Genomic DNA, 23,289 nt, shown 5'->3' with positions numbered 1-23,289 from the left:
GATGGCCGTCGCCGAGGGCGACGGTGCGTGTCGTTCACGGGAAGCGGCGCCTGCGGCGACCTCAGGGCACCGAAGGCACCGGGGCGCCCAGCGGCCGGAACAGCCGGGGCAGCGCCAGGCAGGCGATGGCCAGGGCCAGCTGCGCCAATGCCACCAGCGCCAGGGCGGACGGCAGTTCGGCGACCTGGCCAGCGTTCAGGCCGAGCACCACCAGCGGGCTGACGAACTCGCCGGCGAACAGCGCGGCGGTGAAGCCGCCAGCGGCCCTGCCGCGCAGGCTGAAGCTGACCTGGCTCATGACCCAGGTGATCAGCGTCGGTAGCATCAGGCCGATGCCCAGGCCGTTCAGCAGCACCGCGACTATCACCAGCGCATGGCTCTGGGCCTGGGCCATGAGCAGTCCGCCCAGGCCGGCCAGGGCGAAGGCCAGGCACAGCAGCAGGGGCCGGCGCAGCCCCGCGAGGATGCGGAACGCCAGCGCACCGGCCAGCACGCCGAGCTGGTTCGCGCCCATGGTCATGCCGATCTGCTGGGGCGCATCGACGTGCAGCAGCGTGAGCAGGAAACCCGCCTGCACCGGCACGATGAACAGGCTGATTCCCGCCAGCACGGTCAACCCGTACAGCGGCAGCAGCGCGCCCCAGGGAAAGCGCTCCACCGCCAGGTTCTGCGGCTCGCCTTCCCGCGCGCGGGGCTCCCAGAGCAGCAGGGCCATCAGCGGCATGAACAGCAGGCCGGCGGCATAGAGCACGAAGGGGGTACGCCAGTCGTCCTGGCCCAGGGCCCCGCCCAGGGCGATGAACACGGCGGCGGAGAACGAGGTGGCGACCATCTGCAGGGCGAACAGACGCTCGCGGCGCGCGCCCTGGTAGTAGTCACCCATCAGGGTGGTGCAGCAGGTCATGATGCCCGCCTCGGCCAGGCCGAGACCGGCGCGGCTGGCGACTATCCCCACCAGCGAGTCCAGCCAGAGGGGCGACAGGCCGCAGGCCGCGTAGAGCACCATCGAGCCGAGCAACAGCGGCTTGCGACCGACGCGGTCGGCGATCAGGCCGGCGAAGGGCGCCAGCAGGGCGATCACCAGCGCCGGAACGGTCAGGGCGATGGGGGCCAGCACCTCGGCCCCCGGGGTGTCGGCGAAATGCGCCTGCATCCTCGGCAGCACCGGCGCCAGGAGCACCGCCCCCAACACCGGCAGGCAGCTGCCCAGCAACAGCAGGAGGGATTGCGGCAGGCCCGCCTGGCGGTCAGCGCGGCTCATGGCGCACCTCCCCGGGGTGGCCCTGGGCGTCGGTCGGACGGGCCTGGAACGGTCGCAAGGTGTCGAACAGTCGATTCATGCCGATGCTTCTCTTGTCGTTGTTTCAGCGGGTGGCGGCACGCAGCAGCGGCCGCTCGGTCATGGCGGGATCAGCGCAACGTTCGGTGGGACTCAGCGCCTGGCGCTCCAGGCGTCGGGCCGGCAGCAGGAAGTAGGCGAGCGCCGGCAGCAGCACCAGCGCACCGACCATGTTCCAGACGAACATGAAGGCCAGCAGCACGCCCATGTCGGCCTGGAACTTGATGGGCGAGAGCATCCAGGTGCCGACGCCGATGGCGAGCGTGATGCCGGTGAGCATCACCACCTTGCCGGTGGAGACCAGCGCGCGGTAATAGGCCTCGGACAGGCTCGCGCCCTGGCGCAGGTGGCCGAGCAGGATGCTCATCACGTAGAGCGCGTAGTCGACGCCGATGCCCACGCCCAGGGCGATCACCGGCAGCGTGGCGACCTTGACGCCGATCCCGAGCCCGACCATCAGCGCCTCGCAGAGGATGGAGGTGAGCATCAGCGGGATCACCGCGCAGAGCGTGGCGCGCCAGGAGCGGAAGGTGACCAGGCAGAGCAGGATCACCGCGCCGTAGACCCAGAACAGCATCTCCCGGTTGGCTTCGCGCACGACGATGTTGGTGGCGGCCTCGATCCCGGCGTTGCCGGCGGCCAGCTGGAACTTCACCTCGTCGGTGTCGTTGGCGGCGGCGAAGGCTTCGACGTGGTCCACCAGCCGGGTCAGGGTCTCGGCCTTGTGGTCGGTGAGGTAGACGTAGAGCGTCAGCAGGTTGCAGGACTCGTTGTAGAGGCCGCGCGGCGCGCTGGCGGTGATCATGTTGAGCATCGCCTGGTTGTTCTGCAGCTCGTACCACTTCGGGCTGCCCTCGGAGAGGCCCACCAGCATGCGGCGGTTGAGCAGCGCCAGCGAGTTGGTGGAATCCACCCCCGGCAGGCTGCGCAGCTGCCAGTCCAGTTCGTCCACCTTGCGCAGGATGTCGTAGCGCGCGCAGGCGCTGTCCGGCGTGCGCACCATGATCGCGAAGAGGTCGCTGCTGGCCCCATAGCTGCGGGTCATGAAGGCGTCGTCCAGGTTGTAGCGCGAGTCCGGGCGCAGCTCGGGGGCGCCGGCGTCCAGGTCGCCGATGGCCAGGTGCAGGCTGACCATGAAGCCGAGCACCGCCATCACCAGGCTGACGCCCACGCAGATCGCCGCCCAGGGCTTGCGGGTGAAGAGGTCGAGGAAGCGCCAGAACGGATGGCGCGCCTGGCCGCCCTCCTCCGCCCGCTCGCTCTTCAGGCTGAGTTCGGCGGCCCGGGGGCTGACGCCCACATAGGAGAGCAGCACCGGCAGCAGGATCAGGTTGGTGAAGATCAGCACCGCCACGCCGATGCTGGCGATGATGGCGAGGTCCTGGATCACCTCGATCTGGATGATCATCAGCACGGCGAAGCCCACCGCGTCGCAGAGCAGCGCGGTGAGGCCGGCGAGGAACAGCCGGCGGAAGGTGAAACGCGCCGCCACCACGCGGTGCATGCCACGGCCGATGTCCTGCATGATGCCGTTCATCTTCTGCGCGCCGTGGCTCATGCCGATGGCGAACACCAGGAAGGGCACCAGCACCGAATAGGGGTCCAACTGGTAGCCCAGCAGCGGCAGCAGGCCCAACTGCCAGACCACCGCCACCAGCGAGCAGAACACCACCAGCAGGGTGCTGCGCACGCATCGGGTGTAGCCGTAGAGCACGGCGGTGGTGATGAGGATGGCCACGGCGAAGAACAGCAGGATCTGCTCCAGGCCCTCGATCAGGTCGCCGACCTTCTTGGCGAAGCCGGTGATGTGGATGTCGAGGCTGTCGCTCTGGAACTCCGCCCGCAGCGCCTCCAGCTGGGCGGAAAGGGTCGCGTAGTCGAGCGGTTCGCCATCCGGGGTACGCGCCAGCAAGGGTACGTAGATGATGCTGGAGCGCTGGTCGAAGGCCACCAGTTGGCCGATCTCGTTGGACAGCTGCACGTTGCGCCGCAGCTCCGCCAGGGCGCGCGGGCTGCCGTCGTAGTCATCGGGGATCACCGGCCCGCCGTCGAGGCCTTCCTCGGTCACCGAGACCCAGCGGGTGGCCGGGGTCCACAGCGACTTCATGTAGGCGCGGTCAACGCCCGGCAGCAGGTAGATGCGGTCGCTCAGCGCCTGCAGGTTGCGCAGGTAATCGGCGTCGTAGATATCGCCCTTGGGGTTGGCCACGGCGATGCGCAGGGTGTTGCCCAGGCCGGACAGTTCCTTCTGGTTGGCCAGGTAGTTGGCGATGTAGGGATGCCCGGTGGGGATCATCTTCTCGAAGCTGGCGTTCAGTTCCAGGCGCGAGGATTGCCAGCCCAGCAGGACGGTGGTCACCAGGCACAGGAGCAGCACCCAGTGGCGGTGGTTGAACAGGGCCCGCTCCACCAGCGAACCGGAGCGGGGATCGAAGGGGCCCGAGTCGGGCAAGGGGGTTGGGCGAGTGGAATTCATGACCTCACTCCGAAGGGGAAACGGCGGGCAATGGCAGGCGCGACAACCCGGTGAAACCGGCCAGCACCAGGCTGCCATCGGCGGCCTGGACCGCGCCGGACAAGGGTTTGCCGGTGGGCGGCAGCGCCGGCACCAGGCGCCCCGGCAGGCTGGCGAACAGGCCGCCGGCCTGGTTCACCAACAGGGTGCGGCCATCCGCCAGGCGGACCGCGTCGCTGAAAGACACCGGCGCGGCGACCGGCAGGGCCTCGGCCAGGTCGGCGCCGGGGGCGAGCACGAAGGCGTGACCCTTGAGCCCGCCGATCAGCAGGGAACCGTCGGCGCGGCTGGCCAGGGTGAAGAAGGTGCCCTCATAGGGGCTCTGGAGCGCCTCGAAACGCTGCCCGTCCCGGGAGCGGGCCAGGTAGCCCTGCTCGCCGGCGAGCAACCAGTCGCGCCCTTGCCGCGCCACGGCGTAGAGGTGCAGCCCCATGGGGTTGTCGATGGCGCCGACGGCGGATTGCCAGGTGGCGCCGCCGTCCCCGGTGCGGAAGGCCAGGCCGTAGGCACCGACCACCAGGCCTTGGCGGGCGTCGCTGAAGTCCAGGGCGAGGAAAGGCTTGTCGGCTCCCTCCTCCACCAGGCGCTCGGCGACCTGCACCCGTGCTTCGGCGGCTTCGGCGTCGGTCGCCAGCGGCAGTTCGCGGCGCGCGGCCTCCAGCTCCAACCGTGCGGCGCGGCGGCCGTCGAGTTGCAGGGTCCAGGTCTCGCCCGCGTCGGTGGTCGCCAGGACCACGCCGGCATGGCCCACCGCCCAGCCTGTGCGGGCATCGACAAACTGCACGGCGGTCAGCCCCACCGACACCGGCACGCTGGCCTGGCGCCAATGCTGGCCGTTGTCATCGGACAGCAGCACCAGGCCACGCTCGCCTGCCGCCACAAGGCGCTCGCCGGCACGGGCGAGGTCGGTGAAGACCGCGCGCTCGGCATTGAGTATCCGCATGGCGGGGCTTTCCAGGACGTCGCCGACGGCCTTGGCATCGGCCAGACAAGGCGCGGCGATGGGCAGGGCGAGGGCCAGCAGCAGCCCGCTCAGCTGACGCAATCTGTTCATGTTCTACCTCGAAATTCAGCCAGAGCCGGGGAGGACCTGCGCCCTCCCCTCACCTCGTCAACGCACGCCACGTCCCGCCATGGCCGCCGGGGAGAACTCCGCCGGCTTGTAGCGATCCACCACCGCGTACTGCTGGTTCTTGCCGGCATAGAGGTTCTGGATGAACCAGGCACCTGAGACCAGGTCGTAGAAGCCCGCAGAGAGAGTCGCGTGGGCCGGCAGGTCCGGCATCACCGCAGGCAGAGACCAGAGGGTCTTGGCCAGTTGGCCATTGGCGTCCCAGCGATCGCCGAGCAGGGCCTGCCAGGTGTCCTCGTCGAGGTAGTAGCGGCCCTTGGGCAGCTGGTGGCGCTTGCCCGGCGCCAGGTCGGCCTCCACCACCCAGACGCGGTGCAGTTCCCAGCGCACGTAGTCGGGGTTGAGGTGATGTTTGCCTAACACGTCCTCGGGCCTGGCGGCGGCCTGCACCTTGTTGGTGTTGTAGGGGATGTACAGCTCCCGCTTGCCCACCAGCTTCCAGTCGAAGCGGTCCATGCGGCCCTGGAACACGCTCAGTTCGTCGAAGGACATGACCCCGGCGGTGGCCGGCGTCGGGGTGTCGCAGCAGGCGTTGGGCAGCTTGCGCACGCGGCGCTGGCCGGTCAGGTAGACATGGGCCTGGGACTTGTCGCCATTGACGTTGGTGCGCCCCATGATCTGCTCGCCGGCACGCAGCGGCGGCCCGACGTTGAGCAGGCGGAACAGCCAGTAGTCACCCTCGAAACTGGCGGCGCTGCCGTCCGGGTAGTAGTAGGGCATCTCCTGGATGGCCTTGCCGTCGGTGGTGAGCACCTGGGTGCCATCGGCGGTCATCAGGTAATGGCGGAAGTCCATGGCCACCGAGGTACCGCGCCAGTTCAGGATGTGGTTCCACATGGCCTCGGCGCCGTTCTTCGGTATCGGGAACGGGATGCCGCCATAGGCGCCCTCAGGCACCGGGCCGGCGCTGCTGTCCACCAGCCTGGCGCCCTGGGCGTTCTTCAGGGTGTTGTCGTAGACCCACTGGGGCGCGGCAGCGGTGCGACGGGTGGGGTAGACGTCGATCCGGTAGGTTTCGGGGTAGCGCTTGAACATCGCCTTGACCCCATCGCTGAGCTTGTCGGCGTACTGGTCGAGGTTCTTCGCGGTGATGCTGAACAGCGGCTTGTCGGCGGCGAAGGGATCGCCGCGCTTGCCGCCTTCCTTGAAGGCCGGGTCCACCTGGGTGAAGCCACCGTCCCAGGCCGGGATGCTGCCGTCGGCGTTGCCGGCGCGTTCGGCGCCCAGCGGGGTCAGGCTCTTGCCCAGGTCATCGGCGCTGGCGGCGAGCGCGGGTTGCAGGCCCAGGGCGGCGGCGCCCACCAGGGCCAGGCAGAAGGTCTTGAGAGTGAACGGGATGGTCATGCGCAAGTCCCTCAGAAGGTGGTTTTCACGGAGAAGGCCAGGTAGTCCCGGTCCTTCAGCGACTGCTTGAAGTTGAACCTCGTGGCCGAATTCAGGTTGGTGTCCTCCGCCCCGTAGTAGTGGGTGTAGGTGAGGCCGAAGGTGACCCGGTCGAGGTAGGTGGCGCTGACGCCGATGTTGAAGTCGCCGCCGCCGTCCGGCCCGAAGCTGCTGACCACGGCCGACTTGCCCAGGGGGAAGTAGCTGATGCCCACCGGCACGCTGAGGTCGATGCCGGGGAAGACCTGGCGGTAAGTCGGCGTGTAGACCAGCTTCATGCCGAGGCCATCGTCGGTGGCGCCGGGGTCCAGCGCGGCGCGGTTCCTGGTCACGCTGAGCAGGCGGTTCCAGGCGATCTCGCCCACCAGGCTGGCCTCGTTGGAAATGAACGACGGGCCGAGGGACGCAAGCATGTTCAGGTTGACGTGGGCGGTGCGGCCGACGGCATAGAGCGGGTCGTCGTCGTTGTCGGCGGCCACGCCCGGTAGCACGGTCTGTCCGTTGGAGACCAGGGGCATGTTCCAGCGCAGGGAGGCTTCGCCGGCGAAGCTGAACTCGTCAACGGTGGTGGCGAAGCTGGCGCCCAGGGCGCGGATCTCCTCCGGGTAGACCCAGTAGTACTCGCCCACCTGGCCGGTGGCGAAGTTGGGCCCGGTGGCATTGGGCTTCAGGTAAAGCTTCGGCGACTTGTCGTGGTACTGGATGGCGTAGAGACCGTACTCGGTGGTGTCGGCGGTGTAGCGCAGCTGCAGGCCGCCCTGCCCAGAGCTCTTGGCTTCCTTGTCATTGCCATGGAAGAAGGCCGCCGGGCTATTCGGGTTGCCGCCGAGGAAGGGCGGGAACGGCGCGCCGACGATGAGGCGCTCGTTGCCTTCGCCGATGGTGTCGCTCACCGAGAAGTAGCTGCCGGCCGCGGGCAGGCGCGTTTCCTCCCATTCGAACTGGTAGAAGGCGCCGAGGGACAGGTCGTCGGTCAGCTGGAAGGTGCCCGAGAGCTGGTTGACCGGACGGGTGATCTCCTTGAACTGGGTGTTGGGCACCGAGACGGCCTTGACCACGTCCACCGGCGCCATGCCGCCGGCGATGCCGTTGGCGCCGAAGAACAGGCTCTCGCCCCAGATCAGGCCATGACGACCCAGGCGCACCGAGGTGGCCTTGTCGGCCAGCGCGCCGTTCCAGTAGACGAAGGCATCGAGGATCTCGGCGTCGCCGCCATGCAGGTGACGGGTGTCGTCGGTGAACTGGTCGTAGGCCACCGAACGGGCATTGGCGCGGGCCGGATCGTCGTTGTCGTTGTCGTCCTGGTACACGGTATCGAACCAGCCGGCGGCGCTGACGCGGGCGCCGAAGTCGCGGTAGCTCATGTCCAGTTCGGAGAGGATGTCGAGCCGGTTGGAGATCAGTCCCTTGTCGAAGGCGCGGTCGCCGTCGTCCTGGTTCAGGGCGACCTGCCCTTCGCTGAGCGTGCTGCTTGGGTCCTGCAGGCGCCAGGCGGCGCTGTATTTGAGGGTGTTGTCCCAACGAAGACTCAGGTCCGGGTTGCCGGTCTGAATCTCGAAGGCCTGTGCGGAGGGGAAACCGGCCACCAGCGCTGCGGCGAGCGTCAGGGCGTGGGGCGCACGCCGGGTGAGGGCGCTATTGCGAATAGCCATCGAACGGATCCTCTTATTGTTCTTGTTGGCGAACTTCTTGTTGGCCACCGCCGGCCGGATCAAGGCAATCCGAGCCGGTAGGGCTGGAAACGCCGGGGTGACGTCGCCAGGCGGGATAGACCCGGCGATGGGCAAAGGTTGACCGCAGGCGCGGTGTCTGACTAATCGCTTGTTGGGATGCGACCTATCGGGGAACGCGATACCTGAGACCGAGGCGAGTCACGGGGTTGTCCGGCGGCGGGACGCGCAGGCGGGGATGGGCGAACGGGCGGGACTCAGGGCGCCGAAACCGGACGCGCGCCCTCCTCCGCACCCTCCAGGTAGGCCAGCAAGGCCTCCACATCCGCCTCGGCGAGGCGCAGGTTGGGCATGGCGACGCGGTCGTAGCGCTCGTAGAGGCTGATGGCGAGCGGGTCCTTTTCCGCCAGCAGGCGGTCAGGCTCGCGGATCCAGCGGGCCAGCCAGGCCCGGTCGCGCTGGCGGGTGACACCGGCGAGGTCGGGACCGAGGCTGCGCAGGCTGGCCAGCTCGCCGGGCTGGGCGCCGAGTGTGTGGCAGGCGCTGCAACGGGTGCGGAACAACTGCTCGCCGGAGGACGGCGGGCGGATGGCCGGAGCCTTGGCATAGTCCCGGCCCGGTTCGGCCGCGTCCTGCCAGTTGCGCAGGCTGTTGGCCAGCTTGTCGGCGAGGATCCAGGGGTTCTCGAAGGGCGACACCTTCATCCACTGGCCGGTGGCCTGGTTGCCGACGATCAGGCTCAGGTTGTGCTGTTTGAGCACAGCGGGGTCGTCTCCCTGGGCCAGCAGCCCCATGCGTTCGCGCAGTCCGTTGATCTGGTCCTGGTCGCCCGTGAGGAAGAGCCAGCCCGGCCCCACCTGGAAGCGCTCCGCATAGGCCCTGAGCACCTCCGGCGTGTCGTGCAGCGGGTCGATGCTGATGGAGTAGAAGTGGATGTCCCGCCCCACCCGCTGGCCGAGGATCTTCTGCACCTGCCGCAGCCGCGCGGTTTCCAGGGGACAGGTGTCGCCGCAGCTGGTGAAGATGAAGTTCACCAGCACCACCTTGCCGGCGATCAGGTCATCGTAGAAGCGCAGCTGGCGGCCGTCGTGGCTGGTCAGCGGGATATTGGGGAAGTAGCGCCCATCCCAGGCGGCGGCCGGCGCGGGCGCTTCGGCCGGTCTCCGGTAGCCGACCTGCGTCCCCAGCAGGACCAGGGCGATGATGCCGATGAGCGCGAACGCGGATCGCCTGGACATCCACCGCCCTCCCCGTGCTCAGTCCTCGAGATTAGCGGTGCCCTGGGGCCCCATGCCGTCGCCGTCGCGGAAGGTGGGCAGTGCCACCGACTTGACGTACTTCACGCCGTCCCAGGTGGGCAGGGGCGTCGGCATCAGCTGCACCTGGCCGGGATGCTCGGCATCCCAGCGCAGCAGCATGGACGTGTCCTCGTGCTGGGTGTTGTGGCAGTGCTCCATGTAGGTCCCGGCGAATTCGCGGATGCGGATGGCGAACTCCACTTCCTTCAGGCTGTCCTCCTCGCGGCCGATGCGGTAGACGTCCTTGCGCGCCCACTTCTCCCACTCGGGCGGGGGCTTGCCGCCCCGGCTGAGGATGATGCCCTCCTCGAAGTGGACATGGACCGGATGGCTCCAGCCGCCACCGGTGGCGATCTTCCAGATCTCGAGGGTCCCCGCTCCCGCATAGCCGGCCGGCGTGGCGCCCGTGGCCAACTGCGGCGCGGAGGCGATGCGGCGCGGGTCCATGCTGAAGCCCCGGGCGTTGTTGACCAGGGGAATCTCGTCGGTACGGATGGTCCAGGGCGCTTCGTCGGTGCCGTTGGAGCGGCCGAACTCGAAACGCCGGTGGCGGGCCTGGCTCAGCAGTTGCTGGTCGGCGGGATCATCCGGGTGGATGGACAGCGGGATCATCACCTTGCCCGCCGCCTTGCCGGGCTTGGCCGGCTCGTAGTCCGCCGGGTTCATCGCCAGGTCCTGGCCGCTGTAGGCCTGCACCCGCAGTTCGAGGAACCTGCCGACGCCAGGATCGCCCTTGTCCCAGGTGAGCCCCTGACTGGTCTGCCTGAGTACCGGCTTGTACTTCTCGGAAAGCACGTCGGCCAGGTCGATGGCTTTCTTGCTGCCCTGCCCGGTGTCGTGCTCCAGCAGGTTGACGAAGTAGAGCTTGTCGCCGGGCCTGATGCCGTGCTTGCCGAAGTTGACGACGATGTCGTAGCGCTCGGCGATGCCCTGGCTGGGCAGGATGCCGAAATGGTCCTTGAGGTTGCCGTCGTGGTCCAGGTCCAGGGTGCCGTCGAAGGGCACCGCGTGCTCCATGATGTTGCCGTCGTTGGCGATCATGTGGAACGGCACCCGCGCGTAGGAGTAGTTCGCCCCCTTGGGCCCCTTCAGCTCGCCCCCGGTGCCCTTCACCTGCCGCACCAGCGCCAGCTTCAGGTAGCGCGACACCGAGCCGTTGAGGATGCGGAAGCGGTAGCTGCGGGCGCGCACGTTGAACCAGGGCTTGTAGAGCCAGTTGGTGAGGATCTGGTCGCCGAGGAAGCCATCGGTGTTGAAGGGGTTGAACCAGAGCTGGCCCTGCTGATCCCAGGCCTTGTCCGCCACCATCAGGTTCACGTCGTAGTCGCGATTGCCCCAGGAAGCCGCCGAGCCACTGGGGAAGCGCAGGTTGATGCCGTCCTCCAAAGCCTCGTTGCCCCGGTCCACCGCGCTGTAGTAGTTCATCATCGCGGCGTTGCCCTTGTAGACGTTCTGGGCGGTGAAATCGAGCATGTGGTCGTGGAACCAGTGGGTGCTCATGGTCTCGCGCCAGTCGCCACGGATCTGGATCCGGCCGTTCTGGCAGGGCCGCATGCCGGGGCTTTCGTCGTTCACCCAGAGCATTTCCCCGGCGTCGCAGGGGAAGGCCGCGCGGGGGTCGCTGGCGGTGGTGTTGATGCTGTCGTAGCCGGCCAGCTGGATCGGCCAGCGGTAGTCGTAGAACTGTCCGGGGAAGTAGAAGGCGTTGGTATAGCCGTCGCTCTCCGCCGGGGTGTGGCCGTTGTGTTCATGGGTGGTGATGGTGTGCAGCCCGAAGCCGTGGTTGGCGGCGGGGTCGATGGGCAGTCCGTTGTAATGACGGAACAGCAGCGGCTGGCCGTAGCGCACCATCAGCAGCTTGGGCGGCAGGGTGCCATCGAAGGTCCACACCGAGTTGTGGTCCTGCACCGGCATGTTGGGGTGGAAACGCACCTGGATGCCCGCCGTGGTGCCTTCGGTGCCCGGGAGGCCGGCGGTGTTGTAGTAGAGCCCGCCGGGTGCGAACTCGCCACGGCCGTATCCGTGGCGCTGGTAGCCGTCACGCACGCCGCCGTTGGTACGGGCGCCCGCCTGCACGGTTTTGATGCTCTGCTGCGGGTAGAACTCGTTCCAGCGCTGGTGGGACCAGCCCATGCCCGGGGGCCGTCCCTCCGCCGGGCCGAGCACGGTGCGCTTGAGGAAGCCCTTCACCAGCGGATTCCAGGGGTTGGCATCCACCACGTTGGCGTACTGGCTGGGGAAGGGAAACAGCCCCGGCTCGCCCAGGAAGGCATCCAGGTCGGCGCCCGACGGTCCGCTGCGGAAGATGTCGCTCGGGTCCTGCTCGGGGGCGGCGCCCAGGCTGGGTTGCGGGAAAGGCGCGCTTGGCGGCGGCGCGGCCGGGTCCAGCGGCTCCAGGCCGAAGGCCTCGAACAGCAGCATCTGCTGGCTGAAGGGCTGGGCGTTGTACAGGGGGCTGGGCCGGCCGTTGGTGGGGATGTTGAACAGCGTCTGCTGGCCGGGCGGCAAGGCGTTCTCCTCCAGGACCCGTTCGCGGTCGCCGACCTTCCCGCCCTCCAGCTCGAAGGCGCCCTGGTTGGTGGGCGCCAGGCCCTGGAGGATCTTGCGGGTGTCCCCCGCTTTCTTCGGCTGGTCGGTGAAGGCGGAAGGATCGTCAGCCGGCGGCTGACCCGAGCCGGAGCCCTCGTCGGCGGTCACCAGGCCGAAGGCGCACAGGAGGCTGAGGGCGAGCCCGCCGTGGCGGACGAGGGGGCCACGGGGAGCCCGGGGTTGGCGCGTCGACATATCCATTTCCTCGGTTCGAGTCTGGATCGGTCACGGCCACGGCATCACATTCGAAAAATCACGGCACGACAGGGGTCCGGCAGCTGGAGTCCGCCTGATCGAAGAGGGTTCGGGTGGTGGTGGCACATTGGCCTTATGTCGATGTTTCGCCGTGTAACAGGATGTGTCAACGGACGAAACAGCTCGCATTCAGCGAGTGGTCAAAATGCAGGCATCAATGGTATCGGCCAAAAATGAACGTCAAATTTGTGCCTTCAGGGGCGACCTGTTCGCGGAACAGGCAATCAGCCGAAATCGCGGCGTGGCCGCAGGAGCCGGCTTGCCGGCGAAGGACCCCCACGTAGGAGCCGGCTTGCCGGCGAAATTCGCGAGTAGGCGACATTCGCGAGCGAGCTCGCTCCTACAGCGAAGGTTCGCGAGCGAGCGCGATCACCCCTTGAACTGCACCCGCGAACGGAACTGGCCGGGGGGGATGTCGAACAGGCCACGGAAGCAGCGGTGGAAGTGGGACAGGGTGGCGAAACCACAGGCCACGGCGATCTCCACCAGGGACTTGTTGGTGTTCTGCAGCAGCCGCCGCGCATGGGTCAGGCGCAGCTCCAGGTAGTAGCGCGGCGGCGTGGCATTGACGTAGCGGCGGAACAGGCGTTCGAGGTGACGACGGGAGATGCCGGCATAGCGGGCGATCTCGTCGATCTCGATGGGGTCCTCGATATTGCTGTGCATCAGCTCCAGGGCGATCTTCAGCGGGCTGGGCAGGGTCGGGTCGAAATCGATGGCGACCACGGACACGTCCACCACGTCCTTCATCTTGTCGCAGCTCAGCACCTCTTCCACCGCGCTCACCAGCTCGGGGTTGGCGCGGTCGCGCACCACGTCGAGCATCATGCCGAGGGAGCTGTTGGCGCCGGCGCAGCTGATGCGCGTGGCTTCCACCACATGGTTGCGGCTGCTGAGGCGGACCTTGGGGAAATGCTCGGCCATCATCACCCGGCCGTCCGGGTGGAAGGCGCACTCGTGGCCATCCAGCAGCCCGGCCTCGGCCAGGAAGTAGGCGCCGTTCCACAGGCCGCCCAGGGTCGCGCCAGCGCCATCGGCGGCGCGCAGCTTGGTCCGCAGCCGTGGGTCGGGCTCCAGCACCACGCGGAAGCCGCCGCAGACCACCAGGATGTCCTGGGTCTTCTCGTCGAGTTCCTCCAGGGTGCAGTCGGTGGAGATGGAGATGCCGATATCGCTCACCACCAGGCGCTGGGCGCCACCCACCACCTTGACTTCGAACAGCGGCAGCGAGCTCATCAGGTTGGCGGTGACCAGGGCATCCACGGCGCCGGTGAAGGCCATCATCGAGAAGTGCTCGCGCAGGACGAAGGCCACCCGCCGCACCGGGAGCGTCAGCCCGGCATTGCGGGCCTTGTCCAGGTGAACCAGGTTCTTGCTTTTGAGGACGCTTTCGAAGGAGGACTTCATCCGACCACCCGTTTCGACTCCACGCGGGATCCTAGCGGCAGCCTACCACCGATGCGCCACCCGACAGTGAGCCGCCACCCGCCCCGAAGATGTCTGGATGCGACTCGCCCGTCGACTGACCGGTCGAGGGCGCTTGAAGGCGACTCTTTCGACCGACTTCACCCCACGACCGGGGAATTTCTGGCAGCCTGTGCAACGTCGCCTCTCAAGGAGATCCCTGTGACCAGCACCAGCCACCACACCCAGGACCTGCGTGTCGAGAGCCTCCACGGCAAGCTTTTCGTGCGCATCTGGAGCCCCGATCACCAGAGCCCCTGCTTCGATCAGGCGCCCATCGTGCTCTTCCACGACTCCCTGGGTTGCGTCGAGCTCTGGCGGGATTTTCCGGCCCGGCTGGCGGCCGCCACCGGCAAGGCGGTGGTGGCCTATGACCGCCTGGGCTTCGGGCGCTCGGACCCGCACCCCGACGAGCTGACCTTCGGCTTCATCGCCGACGAGGCGGAGCGTGCCTTTCCGGCGGTGAAGGACCAGCTGGGCATCGACGATTTCATCGCCTTCGGCCACAGCGTCGGCGGCGCCATGGCCACGCTCTGCGCCGACCGCCACCGGATGCATTGCCATGCGCTGATCACCGTGGCCGCCCAGGCCTTCGTCGAGGAGCACACCCTGGAGGGCATTCGCGTCGCCAAGGAGAACTTCCGGCAGCCCGAACAGTTGCAGCGGCTGGTGAAATACCACGGCGACAAGGCCCGCTGGGTGCTGGACGCCTGGACCGAGACCTGGCTTTCCCCCGCCTACGCCCACTGGACCCTGGAGGAGGAAATCCAGTCCCTCGACTGCCCGCTGCTGGTCATCCACGGCGACCAGGACGAGTTCGGTTCCCGCCTCCACCCCCAGCGCATCGTCCAGCTCACCGAGGGTCCGTCCCGGTTGCTGCTGATGGACGACTGCGGCCACGTGCCCCATCGGGAGAAGCCCGAGGCGGTGCTGGCGGCGGTGGCGGACTTCCTGCGCTGATGCGGCGCGTCCCGCAGGCGGCTATGCTCGGCCCATGACCGCCTCTCCTCCCCTCCGCCAGCCCTGCCCGCCCGGCGCCTGCGATTGCGGGCGCGACGCGCTGCTGGAGAATCCCGGCGCCGACCTGCGCATCCTGCTGCTGACCCGGCAGGAAGAGAAGCGCCTGCTGGAGCGGCTGGAGCGCCTGCAGAGCCTGGAGGACCTGGAGCGTCTGCAGCAACGCATGTACGAGCAGCTGGGCCTGCGCCTGCACATCGCCCCCGGTATCAACGAGGTGCGCACCATGCGCGGTTTCGAGATCCGCATCGACCCGCTGCCCGGCCTCTGCCGCAAGACCCGCCAGTCCATCCCCGCCGCCATCCGTCGTGGACTGGAAAACCACCCCGAGATCGCCTACCGGCTCCTCGACGCCCACGACCTGCTGGGCGGCTGAACGGCGTCCCGACCTCGTGGCCCGGGTTCCGGGTTGGCGCTATACCCAAAGAAACGCCTCGCCGGAGTGGCCGCCATGACGTCCCTGCTGATCCGCAACATGACCCGCGCCGAACTGGACGAGCTGGTGGCCTGGGCGGCCCGCGAAGGCTGGAACCCCGGCCTGCACGACGCCGAGCTGTTCTGGGCCACCGACCCCGAGGCCTTCATCGCCGCCGAGCTGGATGGCGAGCTGATCGGCGGCGGCGCCATCACCGCCTACAACGGCGAGTTCGGTTTCATGGGCTTTTTCATCGTGCGCCCGGAGTTTCGCGGTCGAGGGCTCGGCGACACCCTCTGGAAGGTTCGCCGCGAGCGACTCATCGGCCGCCTGCGCCCCGGCGCCAGCATCGGCATGGACGGCGTCTTCGCCATGCAGGACTACTACGCCAAGGGCGGCTTCGTGTTTTCCCACCGTAACCTGCGCTACCGCCTGGACACCCCCGAGCCGGCGACGCCCAACGCGGCGGTGGAACCCCTGGCCGCCTTTCCCCTGGACGAGGTGCTGGCCTACGACCGCGCCTGCTTCTCCACCACCCGGGGCACCTTCCTGCCGGGCTGGATCGCCCAGCCGGACGCCCTGGCCCTGGGCTATCGACGCGAGGGCCGCCTGGCCGGGTTCGGCGTAGTGCGCCGCTGCATCGAGGGCTGCAAGATCGGGCCGCTGTTCGCCGACGACGCCGGCGTGGCCGAAGCCCTCTACCGGCAACTGGCCGGGTTCGCCGTCGGCGGGCCGCTGTTCCTCGACGCCCCGGAGAACAATGTCGAAGCCATGGCCCTGGTACGCCGCCACGGCATGGTGGAAATCTTCGGCTGCGCGCGCATGTACCTGGGCCCGCCGCCGCAGCAGGACCAGGCGCGGGTATTCGGCGTCACCACCTTCGAGCTGGGCTGATGCAACCCCGGGACCTGGTCGGCTACGCCGGCGCCCCGCCCCATCCCCACTGGCCGGGCGAGGCGCGGGTGGCGCTGCAGTTCGTCCTGAACATCGAGGAAGGCGCGGAATCCACGGTGCTCAACGACGATCCCCGCTCCGAGGCCTACCTCCACGAACTGTCGGGCCGACCGGCCCGCGAGGGCGAACGGGACCTCAGCGTCGAGGGCCTCTACGAGTACGGCTCCCGCGCGGGCGCCTGGCGGCTGCTGGCGCTGTTCGCCGAGCGTGGCCTGCCCCTCACCGCCTTCGCCGTGGGCCGCGCCCTGGAGCTGGTGCCGGAACTGGGCCGCGCCCTGGCCGCCGCCGGGCACGAAGTGGCCGGGCATGGCTGGCGCTGGCTGGACTACCGGACCATCGCCGAGGACGAGGAGCGCCGCCATATCCGCCAGACGGTCGAGGTGATCGAGCGCCTTTGCGGCCGGCGCCCGGTGGGCTGGTACACCGGCAGGGTCAGCGCCAACACCCGGCGCCTGCTGCGGGAGGAAGGGGGATTCCTCTACGACTCCGACGCCTACAACGACGACCTGCCGTGGTGGCTGCCAGGCGAACCGCCGCACCTGGTGATCCCCTACAGCCTGGTGAACAACGACGCCCGCTACCTGATGCCCCACGGCTTCGCCTCGGGCCAGGACTTCTACCAGTCCCTGAAGGACGCCTTCGACTGGCTGTGGCGGGAGGGCGAGCGCCACCCCAAGCTGATGAGCGTCGGCCTGCACGGGCGCATCAGCGGCCACCCCGCACGCACCCTGGCCCTGGCACGCTTTCTCGATCACGTGCAGGGCCATGGGGAGGTGTGGGTCTGCCGCCGGGAGGACGTGGCCCGGCACTGGATCGCCGGGCAGCCTCCCCGCTAGCTCGCGGTCAGTGGAAGGGGAAGATGTAGTTCATCCAGGCCGCCATCCGCAGGAGGATCTTGCGCATGATGGCCACATGGTGGAAATGCTCGCTGTAGAGCGCCGCCTGGCCGTAGGAGCCGCCGGGCATCAGCGCCGCGTACTGGGCGTAGTCGGGGTCGGTGATTTCGATGGAGACCGGCACGCGCCCCGGGGGCGGCGAACCGGTGAAGCTCAGCAGGGTCCCTGAGGGTTGCACCTGGCCCTCGCCGATCACCGAGATCACCTGCCTCACCCTGCCCGTGAAGACCTTGCCGGGAATACCGTCGAAGGCCACTTCCGCCTCGTCCCCGGGGGTCAGGCGCAGCTGGCTGTTCTGCCGCATCCAGGCCACGAAGTAGTGGCCCTCGTCGGGAATGAACACCATGGACGGACGCAGCGGCAGCTTCACCGCGCGAACTCCCGGGCGCAGGGAGACATGGGTGACGAAGCCCTTGCTGGGCGCCCGCACCACGGTGTTGTCCAGTTCGAACTGGGCGATGTTCAGCTGCGCCTGCAGGTCTTCCACCCGCGCCGTGGTCAGGTCCACGTCACGGCGGTTGCCGACGTTGCGTGCGGCCAGCTCACGGGCGCGGGACTGGTCGGCGCGGGCCGCGACCAGTTGGGCCTTGAACGACCTGACGCGGTTCTCGAAGGGGGTGGGATCGATGCGGAACAGCACATCGCCCGCCGCCAGGAGCTGGTTCGGCTTGACCGGCACTTCGATGACCTCGCCGGACACTTCGGGGACGATGGGCACCGAGACGAAGTAGGTCCGCGCCACCTCCGAATAGGGGTGGTTGTAGTTCATCAGGAAGATCAGCGCGCCGATCAGCACCACCCCGCCCAGCACGGCGGTGGGGACGGTCCACTTGTTCAGCGGGATATTGAAGATCTTGAAGATGGCGATGCAGATGGAGGCATAGGTGAGGATCAGCAACAGGTCCATGGCTCATTCCTCCCGGGGCGCTTCGGCGCCGGCGTTGCGCTGGCCTTCCAGCTGCTCGACGCGCTGGCGCAATGCCGCCAGCTCCTGGGCGAGGTCGGCGACGCCGGCCCCTCCCGGTTTGTCGGTGGAGAATCCCCAGCCCCGGTCCTCGCGGTACAACATCGCCCAGATCCAGAGGAAGGGCCACAAGGCGTGGAGGGTGAACAGGCTGACCCAGCCGGCCGCATGGATCGCGTCCTGGTGGGGATGGTTGCGGTGGACGGCGATCTCGTAGGGGATGTCGTGCAGGACGATGATTCCGTAGAACAACACGACAGCCGCGAAGCAGAGAATGCCGAGGGCGATGTAATCGAGCATGCTGGATCTTCCTGATGGAGGCCCTGACCACTGGGGGCGGGCCTGCAGACGCTTCGAGGGTCGGGGCGCGGCCCGGGTTTCCCACCCGGTTTTCGCGCCCCTCGCACTCCAGATTAGTCCAACTTGCCCAGGCTGCAGGGGCCGTTTCAGGCGGGCTCGACGGCCTTGTTGCGCAGGAGGAAATGGGACAGCGCCGGAATCAGGATCAGCGCCCCCACCATGTTCCAGAGGAACATGAAGGTCAGCAGGATGCCCATGTCGGCCTGGAACTTGATCGGCGACCAGGCCCAGGTGATGACGCCGGCCGCCAGGGTGATGCCCACCAGCCCCACCACGCGGCCGGTGAAGGCCACCGCACGCTTGTAGGCCAGCGCCAACGGCAGCCCCTGGCGCTGGAACTGCAGCTGCACGCTGAGCAGGTAGAGCGCGTAGTCCACACCGATGCCCACGCCCAGCGCGATCACCGGCAGGGTCGCTACCTTGACGCCGATTCCCATGGCCACCATCAGCGCCTCGCAGAGGATGGAGGTCAGCACCAGGGGCAGCAGCGCCACCAGGGTCGCCCGCCAGCTGCGGAAGGTGATCAGGCAGAACACCGTCACCGCCAGGTAGACGTAGAACAGCATGGTGCGGTTGGCCTCGCGGACCACGCTGTTGGTCACCGCCTCGATGCCCGCGCTGCCCGCCGCCAAAAGGAACTGCCGGTCCGGCCCGCTGTTCTCGGCGGCGAAGCCTTCGGCGATGGCGACCACCTCGTCCAGGGTCTGCGCCTTGTGGTCCTTGAGGAAGGCGATGACCGGCATCAGCGAGCAGTCGGTATTGAACAGCTCGGGGGTGTTCACCGAGGCCTGCTGGGCCGCGTAGTTGAGCACGTCCTGGTTGCGCTGCACGCTGAGGAACTTGGGGTTGCCCTCGTAGGTGCCGGCGGTGATCTGCCGCACGGCGTTGGCCAGGGAGCTGGTGGCCTGCACGTTCGGGTGCTGCTGCAGGGCCCAGGCCAGGCGGTCGGCCTGGATCAGGGTCTGGTAGTTCAGGCAGCCTTCCGGCGGCGTCTTCACCATCACCGCGAAAAGGTCGCTGGACAGCGCGTAATGGCTGGTGATGTAGGCGTTGTCACGGTTGTAGCGGGAGTCCGGGCGCAGCTCCGGGGCGCCGGCGTCCAGGTCGCCGATCTCGAGGTTCAGGCTCACCAGGAAACCGCCCACGCCCATGGCCAGGGCCAGCGCCACCGTGGGCAATGCCCAGCGCCGCTCGGTGAAGCGGTCGAGGAAGTCCCAGACATGACCGAAGCCCTTGTGCGCCTCGGCGTTGGAGTCGATGCGCAGGGCACGTTCGGCGGCGCGGGCACCGACCCCGGTATAGGACAGCGCCACCGGCATCATCAGCAGGGTGGTGAAGATCAGCACCGCCACGCCGATGCTGGCGGTGATGGCCAGGTCCTGGATCACCGGGATGTCGATCAGCATCAGCACGGCGAAGCCCACGGCGTCGGCCAGCAAGGCGGTGACCCCGGCGAGAAACAGGCGGCGGAAGGTGTTGCGCGCCGCCACCAGGCGATGGGTGCCCCGGCCGATGTCCTGCATGATGCCGTTCATCTTCTGGGTGGCGTGGGACACGCCGATGGCGAAGATCAGGAAAGGCACCAGGATGGAATAAGGGTCCAGCGCATAGCCCATCCAGGCGACTATCCCCAGCTGCCAGACCACCGCCAGCAAGGAGCAGAGGATCACCAGCAGGCTGCTGCGCAGGCAGCGGGTGTAGGCCAGGATGATGAAGAAGGCGGTGACCACGGCCAGGCCGAAGAACACCATGACCCGCATCAGGCCGTCGATCAGGTCCCCCACCAGCTTGGCGAAGCCGATGACCCGGACCTTGATGGCGCCCTGCCCCTCCTCGCCGGAGGCCTGGGCCGCCCGGTCGCCCTGGAACTCGAAGCGCAGGCGCAGCTGGTCTTCCAGGGTGCGGGAGAAGGCGTGGTAGTCCACGCCGTGGCTGCCGGCGCTGGCGCGATCCAGCAGGGGCACCACCAGCATGGTGGACTTGAAGTCGTTGGCCACCAGGCTGCCGACGATGCCGGCGCGGGCGATGTTCTGCCGCAGCTGCTCGATGCTGGCGGGCGAACCGTCGTAGCCGTCGGGCATCACCGGGCCACCCTGGAAACCCTCCTCGGTCACCTCGGTCCAGCGCACGCCAGGCGCCCAGAGGGACTTCATCCAGGCACGGTCGACGCCGTCGGTGAGGAAGAGCTCGTCGTGGATCTGTTTCAGGGCGTCGAGGTAGGCCGGATCGAAGATGTCGCCACGGGGATTCTCCACCACCACCCGCACGCTGTTGCCCAGGCCACGCAGGGCCTTGCGGTTCTCCAGGAAGTTCTGGATGTAGGGATGCCCCTGGGGAATCATCTTCTCGAAACTGGGACGCAGCTCCAATCGGGTCAGGGCCATGTAGCCCAGCACCAGGGTGACCAGCAGGATGCCGAGCATGAACGGCAGCCGGTTGTTGAACACCAGGCGCTCCAGCAGGTTGCCGCTCCGGGGATCGAAATCTTCGAGGTTCTGGATGATCGGCATCACGCCTTCTTTCATGGCACCCATGGGGAATCGCCTCTCTCTTATTCTTGTTGGGCCGGAGCCAGGGGACGTAGGACGACGCCACGCGCGCCCGCCAGCAGCAGTCCGGCATCGGCGGACACCAGCGCGCCATAGACCGGCACGGGCTGGCCGAGGTCCAGGGGCTGGAAGTGTGCGCCCTTATCCGCGCTGACCAGCGCCTGGCCGGTCTGGCTGAACAGGTACAGGCGCCCTGCCCCATCCTTCGCCGATGCGGTGATGCTGGCGTTGAGTCCGGTGTCCACCGGGCTCCAGCTGTCGCCGCCGTCGTGGCTGCGGTAGGCGTGGCCGCGCAGGCCGTGGACCAGCAGCACGCCGGGCTCGGCGACCAGGCCGAAGTAGCTGCCCGCGTAGGGCGAGGCCAGGGCGGTGAAACGTTCGCCGGCCGGGTCCAGGCGCAGCAGCAGGCCCTGTTCGCCGGCGATGTACAGCCCCTCGCCGTCGCTGGCGATGGCGCCGAGGTGGTAGGCCGAGGGGTTGTCGGTGCGGTCCAGCCAGGGCTCCCAGCTCTGTCCGCCATCGCGGGTGCGGAAGATCAGGTTGAAGGCGCCCACGACGAAACCATTGCGCTCGTCGCTGAACCAGAGGTCGAGGAAGGGCTTGTCGGCCCCGTCCTGCTCCAGCCGCCGGCCTTCGTCCAGCCATTGCGCCGCGTCCGCGCGGGATGCGTAGAAATCCTGCACCAGGCGGCCGATCTGGCGACCATCCAGTTGCCGGACCCAGCTGGCGCCGCCGTCGTCGCTGTGCAGCACCACGCCATCGTGGCCCACGGCCCAGCCCTGGGTGGGCGTGGGAAAGTGCACCGCGGTCAGGTCGGAACTGACGGGCACGCGGGCCTGGTTCCAGCTCCGGCCCTGGTCGTCGGAATAGAGGATGTGGCCGCGCTGGCCCACGGCGACCAGCCGCGACCCGGCCTGGGCCAGGTCCAGCAAGGGGCTGCGCACCGCCAGCTCGCTGCGGGCGGCCGGCAAGTCGAGCACATCCACCAGGGGCGCGGCGCCGCAGGTGCCCGCCGCCAGGGCCAGGCCCAGGGCGATGAACGTGAAGGGAATCATGGGGAGGTCCTCTGAAAGAAAAGTGGTTGCCGCCCCCACACTCGAAGGGGCGGCAACCCACCTGGCTCAGCGAATGCCGGCGCCGGCCAGGGACTCGGCGGCCCACTGGGACTTGGCCAGGGGCTCGATGTAACGGATGCCGCCGTAGGGGCCGACGATGCCGTTGATGTTGTAGGAGTTGCCCACCAGGTCGTAGATCACGAAGGGCGTGGTGTCGGGCACCTGCTTGTCGTAGCTCTGGCTGAGGAAGGCGAAGGAGCCACGGTAGATCTGCCCACGGGCGTCGTACTGGTCGGAGGCCAGGGCCACCCAGCTGTCTTCGTCCAGGTAGAAGCGGCGCTTGGCGTAGATGTGGCGCGCGCCCGACTTCAGGGTGCCTTCGACGACCCAGACCCGGTGCTTCTCCCAGCGCACCTGGTCGGGCGCGAGGTGGTTGGGCGTGGTCAGGGCCTTGGGATCCTGGGCGTAGGTCAGCTTGTAGGTGTTGTAGGGCACGATCATGTCCTGCTTGCCCACCAGCTTCCAGTCGTAGCGGTCCAGGGCACCGTTGAAGACGAACACGTCGTCGTAGGTGCCGGCGCCGGCGGTACCGGGGTTGGGGGTGTCGTAGGCCAGGTTCGGCGCCAGCTTCACCCGGCGCTGGCCGGGCAGGTACTGCCAGGCGCGGCGCGGCTGCTCCACGGCGTTGGCGGCGTCCTTGAGCATGATGGCCTCGCCGGCACGGCGGGCCGGGCCGGTGTAGTACAGCTTCATCTGGTAATACACGTCGGTATCGTTGATGGGCTGGGACAGGTCCTGGTAGATCGGGTAGTTGATGAAGGCCTGGCCGGTGGTGGCCAGGGTGGCGACGCCGGCGGCATCCACGTTCCAGGAGTCGTACTTGGAGTTGATGGTCACGCCCTGGTAGCGCAGCAGGTGGTTCCACATGGCCTCGGCGCCCGACTGGGGAATCGGGAAGGGCACGCCCGGCAGCACGTTCTCGATGGCCAGTCCGCCGTTGCTGGACTTGGCGCCGGTGGCGTTCTTCACCGCGTTGTCCAGCACCGCCTGGGGCATGGCGACGGTGCGGTGGGTCGGGTAGACGTCGACGCGGAAGCCCGGATAACGCTTGGCCAGCTCGACCGTGGTGGCGCTCAGCAGGTCCTTGTACTGGTCGACGTTCTTGCCGTCGATCACCAGCACCGGCTTCTCATCGGCGAAGGGGTCCGGGCGCATGCTGTCGCCGGCCTTGAAGCCTGCCGGGGCGGTGGTCAGGCCACCCTCGTAGGCGGGAATGGAGCCGTCCGCGCTGGCGGCCTTTTCGGCACCCACCAGGGTCAGGCTGGTGCCCAGCTTTGCGGCCTCCTCAGGGGAAACGGCGGCCTGGGCGGCACCTGCAATGGCCACCGCGAGGGAAGCCGCCATCAGACTTTTCACGAATTTCATCTCGTAGGT

At 68.2% G+C, this 23,289-nt stretch carries 17 protein-coding genes; 4 read left to right on the top strand and 13 right to left on the bottom strand.

The window, feature by feature from the left end; genetic code table 11:
• Positions 1 to 61: 61 nt before the first annotated feature.
• The 8 genes from KF707C_RS12410 to KF707C_RS12375 all read right to left on the bottom strand — a co-directional run bounded on the left by KF707C_RS12410 (position 62) and on the right by KF707C_RS12375 (position 13,588).
• Positions 62 to 1,261, bottom strand: a complete 1,200-nt coding sequence (locus KF707C_RS12410) for an MFS transporter (RefSeq protein ID WP_003454014.1) — start codon at positions 1,259 to 1,261, stop codon at positions 62 to 64.
• 103 nt (positions 1,262 to 1,364) lie between these two features.
• Entirely contained in the window at positions 1,365 to 3,815 is a 2,451-nt protein-coding gene (locus KF707C_RS12405; protein WP_003454017.1) for an efflux RND transporter permease subunit, read from the bottom strand.
• Between the two features lie 4 nt (positions 3,816 to 3,819).
• The gene (locus KF707C_RS12400; protein WP_003454018.1) at positions 3,820 to 4,908 is read right to left on the bottom strand and encodes a WD40/YVTN/BNR-like repeat-containing protein; all 1,089 of its coding nucleotides are present in this window, start codon (positions 4,906 to 4,908) and stop codon (positions 3,820 to 3,822) included.
• 57 nt (positions 4,909 to 4,965) lie between these two features.
• Complete coding sequence (locus tag KF707C_RS12395) at positions 4,966 to 6,330, bottom strand: DUF1329 domain-containing protein (RefSeq protein ID WP_003454019.1); 1,365 nt, start codon at positions 6,328 to 6,330, stop codon at positions 4,966 to 4,968.
• Between the two features lie 11 nt (positions 6,331 to 6,341).
• Positions 6,342 to 8,021 carry a DUF1302 domain-containing protein gene (locus KF707C_RS12390; protein WP_036993368.1) on the bottom strand — a complete coding sequence of 560 codons (1,680 nt, stop codon included), beginning with the start codon at positions 8,019 to 8,021 and terminating at the stop codon, positions 6,342 to 6,344.
• 275 nt (positions 8,022 to 8,296) lie between these two features.
• On the bottom strand, positions 8,297 to 9,277 hold the full coding sequence (locus tag KF707C_RS12385; RefSeq protein ID WP_003454021.1) for an SCO family protein: 981 nt from the start codon (positions 9,275 to 9,277) through the stop codon (positions 8,297 to 8,299).
• Between the two features lie 18 nt (positions 9,278 to 9,295).
• Positions 9,296 to 12,127: a multicopper oxidase domain-containing protein gene (locus tag KF707C_RS12380; RefSeq protein WP_036993356.1), complete on the bottom strand. Its 2,832-nt coding sequence runs from the start codon at positions 12,125 to 12,127 to the stop codon at positions 9,296 to 9,298.
• Between the two features lie 423 nt (positions 12,128 to 12,550).
• A complete protein-coding gene (locus KF707C_RS12375) occupies positions 12,551 to 13,588 on the bottom strand; it encodes a GlxA family transcriptional regulator (RefSeq protein ID WP_003454024.1) in 1,038 nt (345 codons plus the stop codon).
• A gap of 219 nt (positions 13,589 to 13,807) precedes the next feature.
• On the opposite strand from KF707C_RS12375, the gene KF707C_RS12370 reads away from it, so the two are divergent.
• From KF707C_RS12370 to KF707C_RS12355, 4 genes are all read left to right on the top strand, one after another.
• The gene (locus KF707C_RS12370) at positions 13,808 to 14,605 is read left to right on the top strand and encodes an alpha/beta fold hydrolase (RefSeq protein WP_003454034.1); all 798 of its coding nucleotides are present in this window, start codon (positions 13,808 to 13,810) and stop codon (positions 14,603 to 14,605) included.
• Between the two features lie 34 nt (positions 14,606 to 14,639).
• Positions 14,640 to 15,038 (top strand): hypothetical protein, encoded by a 399-nt coding sequence (locus KF707C_RS12365; RefSeq protein ID WP_003454036.1) that lies wholly within the window; start codon positions 14,640 to 14,642, stop codon positions 15,036 to 15,038.
• Positions 15,039 to 15,113: 75 nt separating this feature from the next.
• A complete protein-coding gene (locus tag KF707C_RS12360) occupies positions 15,114 to 15,971 on the top strand; it encodes a GNAT family N-acetyltransferase (RefSeq protein ID WP_003454038.1) in 858 nt (285 codons plus the stop codon).
• A complete protein-coding gene (locus tag KF707C_RS12355) occupies positions 15,971 to 16,867 on the top strand; it encodes a polysaccharide deacetylase family protein (RefSeq protein WP_003454039.1) in 897 nt (298 codons plus the stop codon). Before KF707C_RS12360 ends, KF707C_RS12355 begins: the two co-directional genes overlap by 1 nt.
• Before the next feature lie 7 nt (positions 16,868 to 16,874).
• Here KF707C_RS12355 and KF707C_RS12350 read toward each other — a convergent pair whose 3' ends face one another.
• The 5 genes from KF707C_RS12350 to KF707C_RS12330 all read right to left on the bottom strand — a co-directional run bounded on the left by KF707C_RS12350 (position 16,875) and on the right by KF707C_RS12330 (position 23,280).
• A complete protein-coding gene (locus tag KF707C_RS12350) occupies positions 16,875 to 17,834 on the bottom strand; it encodes an HlyD family secretion protein (protein ID WP_003454041.1) in 960 nt (319 codons plus the stop codon).
• Between the two features lie 3 nt (positions 17,835 to 17,837).
• Positions 17,838 to 18,191 (bottom strand): DUF3302 domain-containing protein, encoded by a 354-nt coding sequence (locus KF707C_RS12345; RefSeq protein ID WP_003454043.1) that lies wholly within the window; start codon positions 18,189 to 18,191, stop codon positions 17,838 to 17,840.
• Positions 18,192 to 18,337: 146 nt separating this feature from the next.
• A complete protein-coding gene (locus KF707C_RS12340) occupies positions 18,338 to 20,785 on the bottom strand; it encodes an efflux RND transporter permease subunit (RefSeq protein ID WP_003454045.1) in 2,448 nt (815 codons plus the stop codon).
• Between the two features lie 17 nt (positions 20,786 to 20,802).
• Positions 20,803 to 21,855: a WD40/YVTN/BNR-like repeat-containing protein gene (locus KF707C_RS12335; protein WP_003454046.1), complete on the bottom strand. Its 1,053-nt coding sequence runs from the start codon at positions 21,853 to 21,855 to the stop codon at positions 20,803 to 20,805.
• Positions 21,856 to 21,921: 66 nt separating this feature from the next.
• Positions 21,922 to 23,280: a DUF1329 domain-containing protein gene (locus KF707C_RS12330; protein WP_088191634.1), complete on the bottom strand. Its 1,359-nt coding sequence runs from the start codon at positions 23,278 to 23,280 to the stop codon at positions 21,922 to 21,924.
• Between the last annotated feature and the right edge of the window lie 9 nt (positions 23,281 to 23,289).

It is taken from the genome of Pseudomonas furukawaii, from assembly GCF_002355475.1.
Classification (GTDB): Bacteria; Pseudomonadota; Gammaproteobacteria; order Pseudomonadales; family Pseudomonadaceae; genus Metapseudomonas; species Metapseudomonas furukawaii.
Note: the sequence above shows the minus strand (reverse complement) of the source record. Positions and strands in the feature narration are given on the sequence as shown.

Excerpts from the sequence above, each read along its gene's own strand:
- KF707C_RS12365 (WP_003454036.1), top strand. The coding sequence starts at position 14,640 with ATGACCGCCTCTCCTCCCCTCCGCCAGCCCTGCCCGCCCGGCGCCTGC.
- KF707C_RS12410 (WP_003454014.1), bottom strand. The coding sequence starts at position 1,261 with ATGAGCCGCGCTGACCGCCAGGCGGGCCTGCCGCAATCCCTCCTGCTG.
- KF707C_RS12360 (WP_003454038.1), top strand. The coding sequence starts at position 15,114 with ATGACGTCCCTGCTGATCCGCAACATGACCCGCGCCGAACTGGACGAG.
- KF707C_RS12355 (WP_003454039.1), top strand. The coding sequence starts at position 15,971 with ATGCAACCCCGGGACCTGGTCGGCTACGCCGGCGCCCCGCCCCATCCC.
- KF707C_RS12405 (WP_003454017.1), bottom strand. The coding sequence starts at position 3,815 with ATGAATTCCACTCGCCCAACCCCCTTGCCCGACTCGGGCCCCTTCGAT.
- KF707C_RS12335 (WP_003454046.1), bottom strand. The coding sequence starts at position 21,855 with ATGATTCCCTTCACGTTCATCGCCCTGGGCCTGGCCCTGGCGGCGGGC.
- KF707C_RS12380 (WP_036993356.1), bottom strand. The coding sequence starts at position 12,127 with ATGGATATGTCGACGCGCCAACCCCGGGCTCCCCGTGGCCCCCTCGTC.
- KF707C_RS12395 (WP_003454019.1), bottom strand. The coding sequence starts at position 6,330 with ATGACCATCCCGTTCACTCTCAAGACCTTCTGCCTGGCCCTGGTGGGC.
- KF707C_RS12375 (WP_003454024.1), bottom strand. The coding sequence starts at position 13,588 with ATGAAGTCCTCCTTCGAAAGCGTCCTCAAAAGCAAGAACCTGGTTCAC.
- KF707C_RS12330 (WP_088191634.1), bottom strand. The coding sequence starts at position 23,280 with ATGAAATTCGTGAAAAGTCTGATGGCGGCTTCCCTCGCGGTGGCCATT.
- KF707C_RS12390 (WP_036993368.1), bottom strand. The coding sequence starts at position 8,021 with ATGGCTATTCGCAATAGCGCCCTCACCCGGCGTGCGCCCCACGCCCTG.
- KF707C_RS12400 (WP_003454018.1), bottom strand. The coding sequence starts at position 4,908 with ATGAACAGATTGCGTCAGCTGAGCGGGCTGCTGCTGGCCCTCGCCCTG.
- KF707C_RS12350 (WP_003454041.1), bottom strand. The coding sequence starts at position 17,834 with ATGGACCTGTTGCTGATCCTCACCTATGCCTCCATCTGCATCGCCATC.
- KF707C_RS12385 (WP_003454021.1), bottom strand. The coding sequence starts at position 9,277 with ATGTCCAGGCGATCCGCGTTCGCGCTCATCGGCATCATCGCCCTGGTC.
- KF707C_RS12340 (WP_003454045.1), bottom strand. The coding sequence starts at position 20,785 with ATGGGTGCCATGAAAGAAGGCGTGATGCCGATCATCCAGAACCTCGAA.
- KF707C_RS12345 (WP_003454043.1), bottom strand. The coding sequence starts at position 18,191 with ATGCTCGATTACATCGCCCTCGGCATTCTCTGCTTCGCGGCTGTCGTG.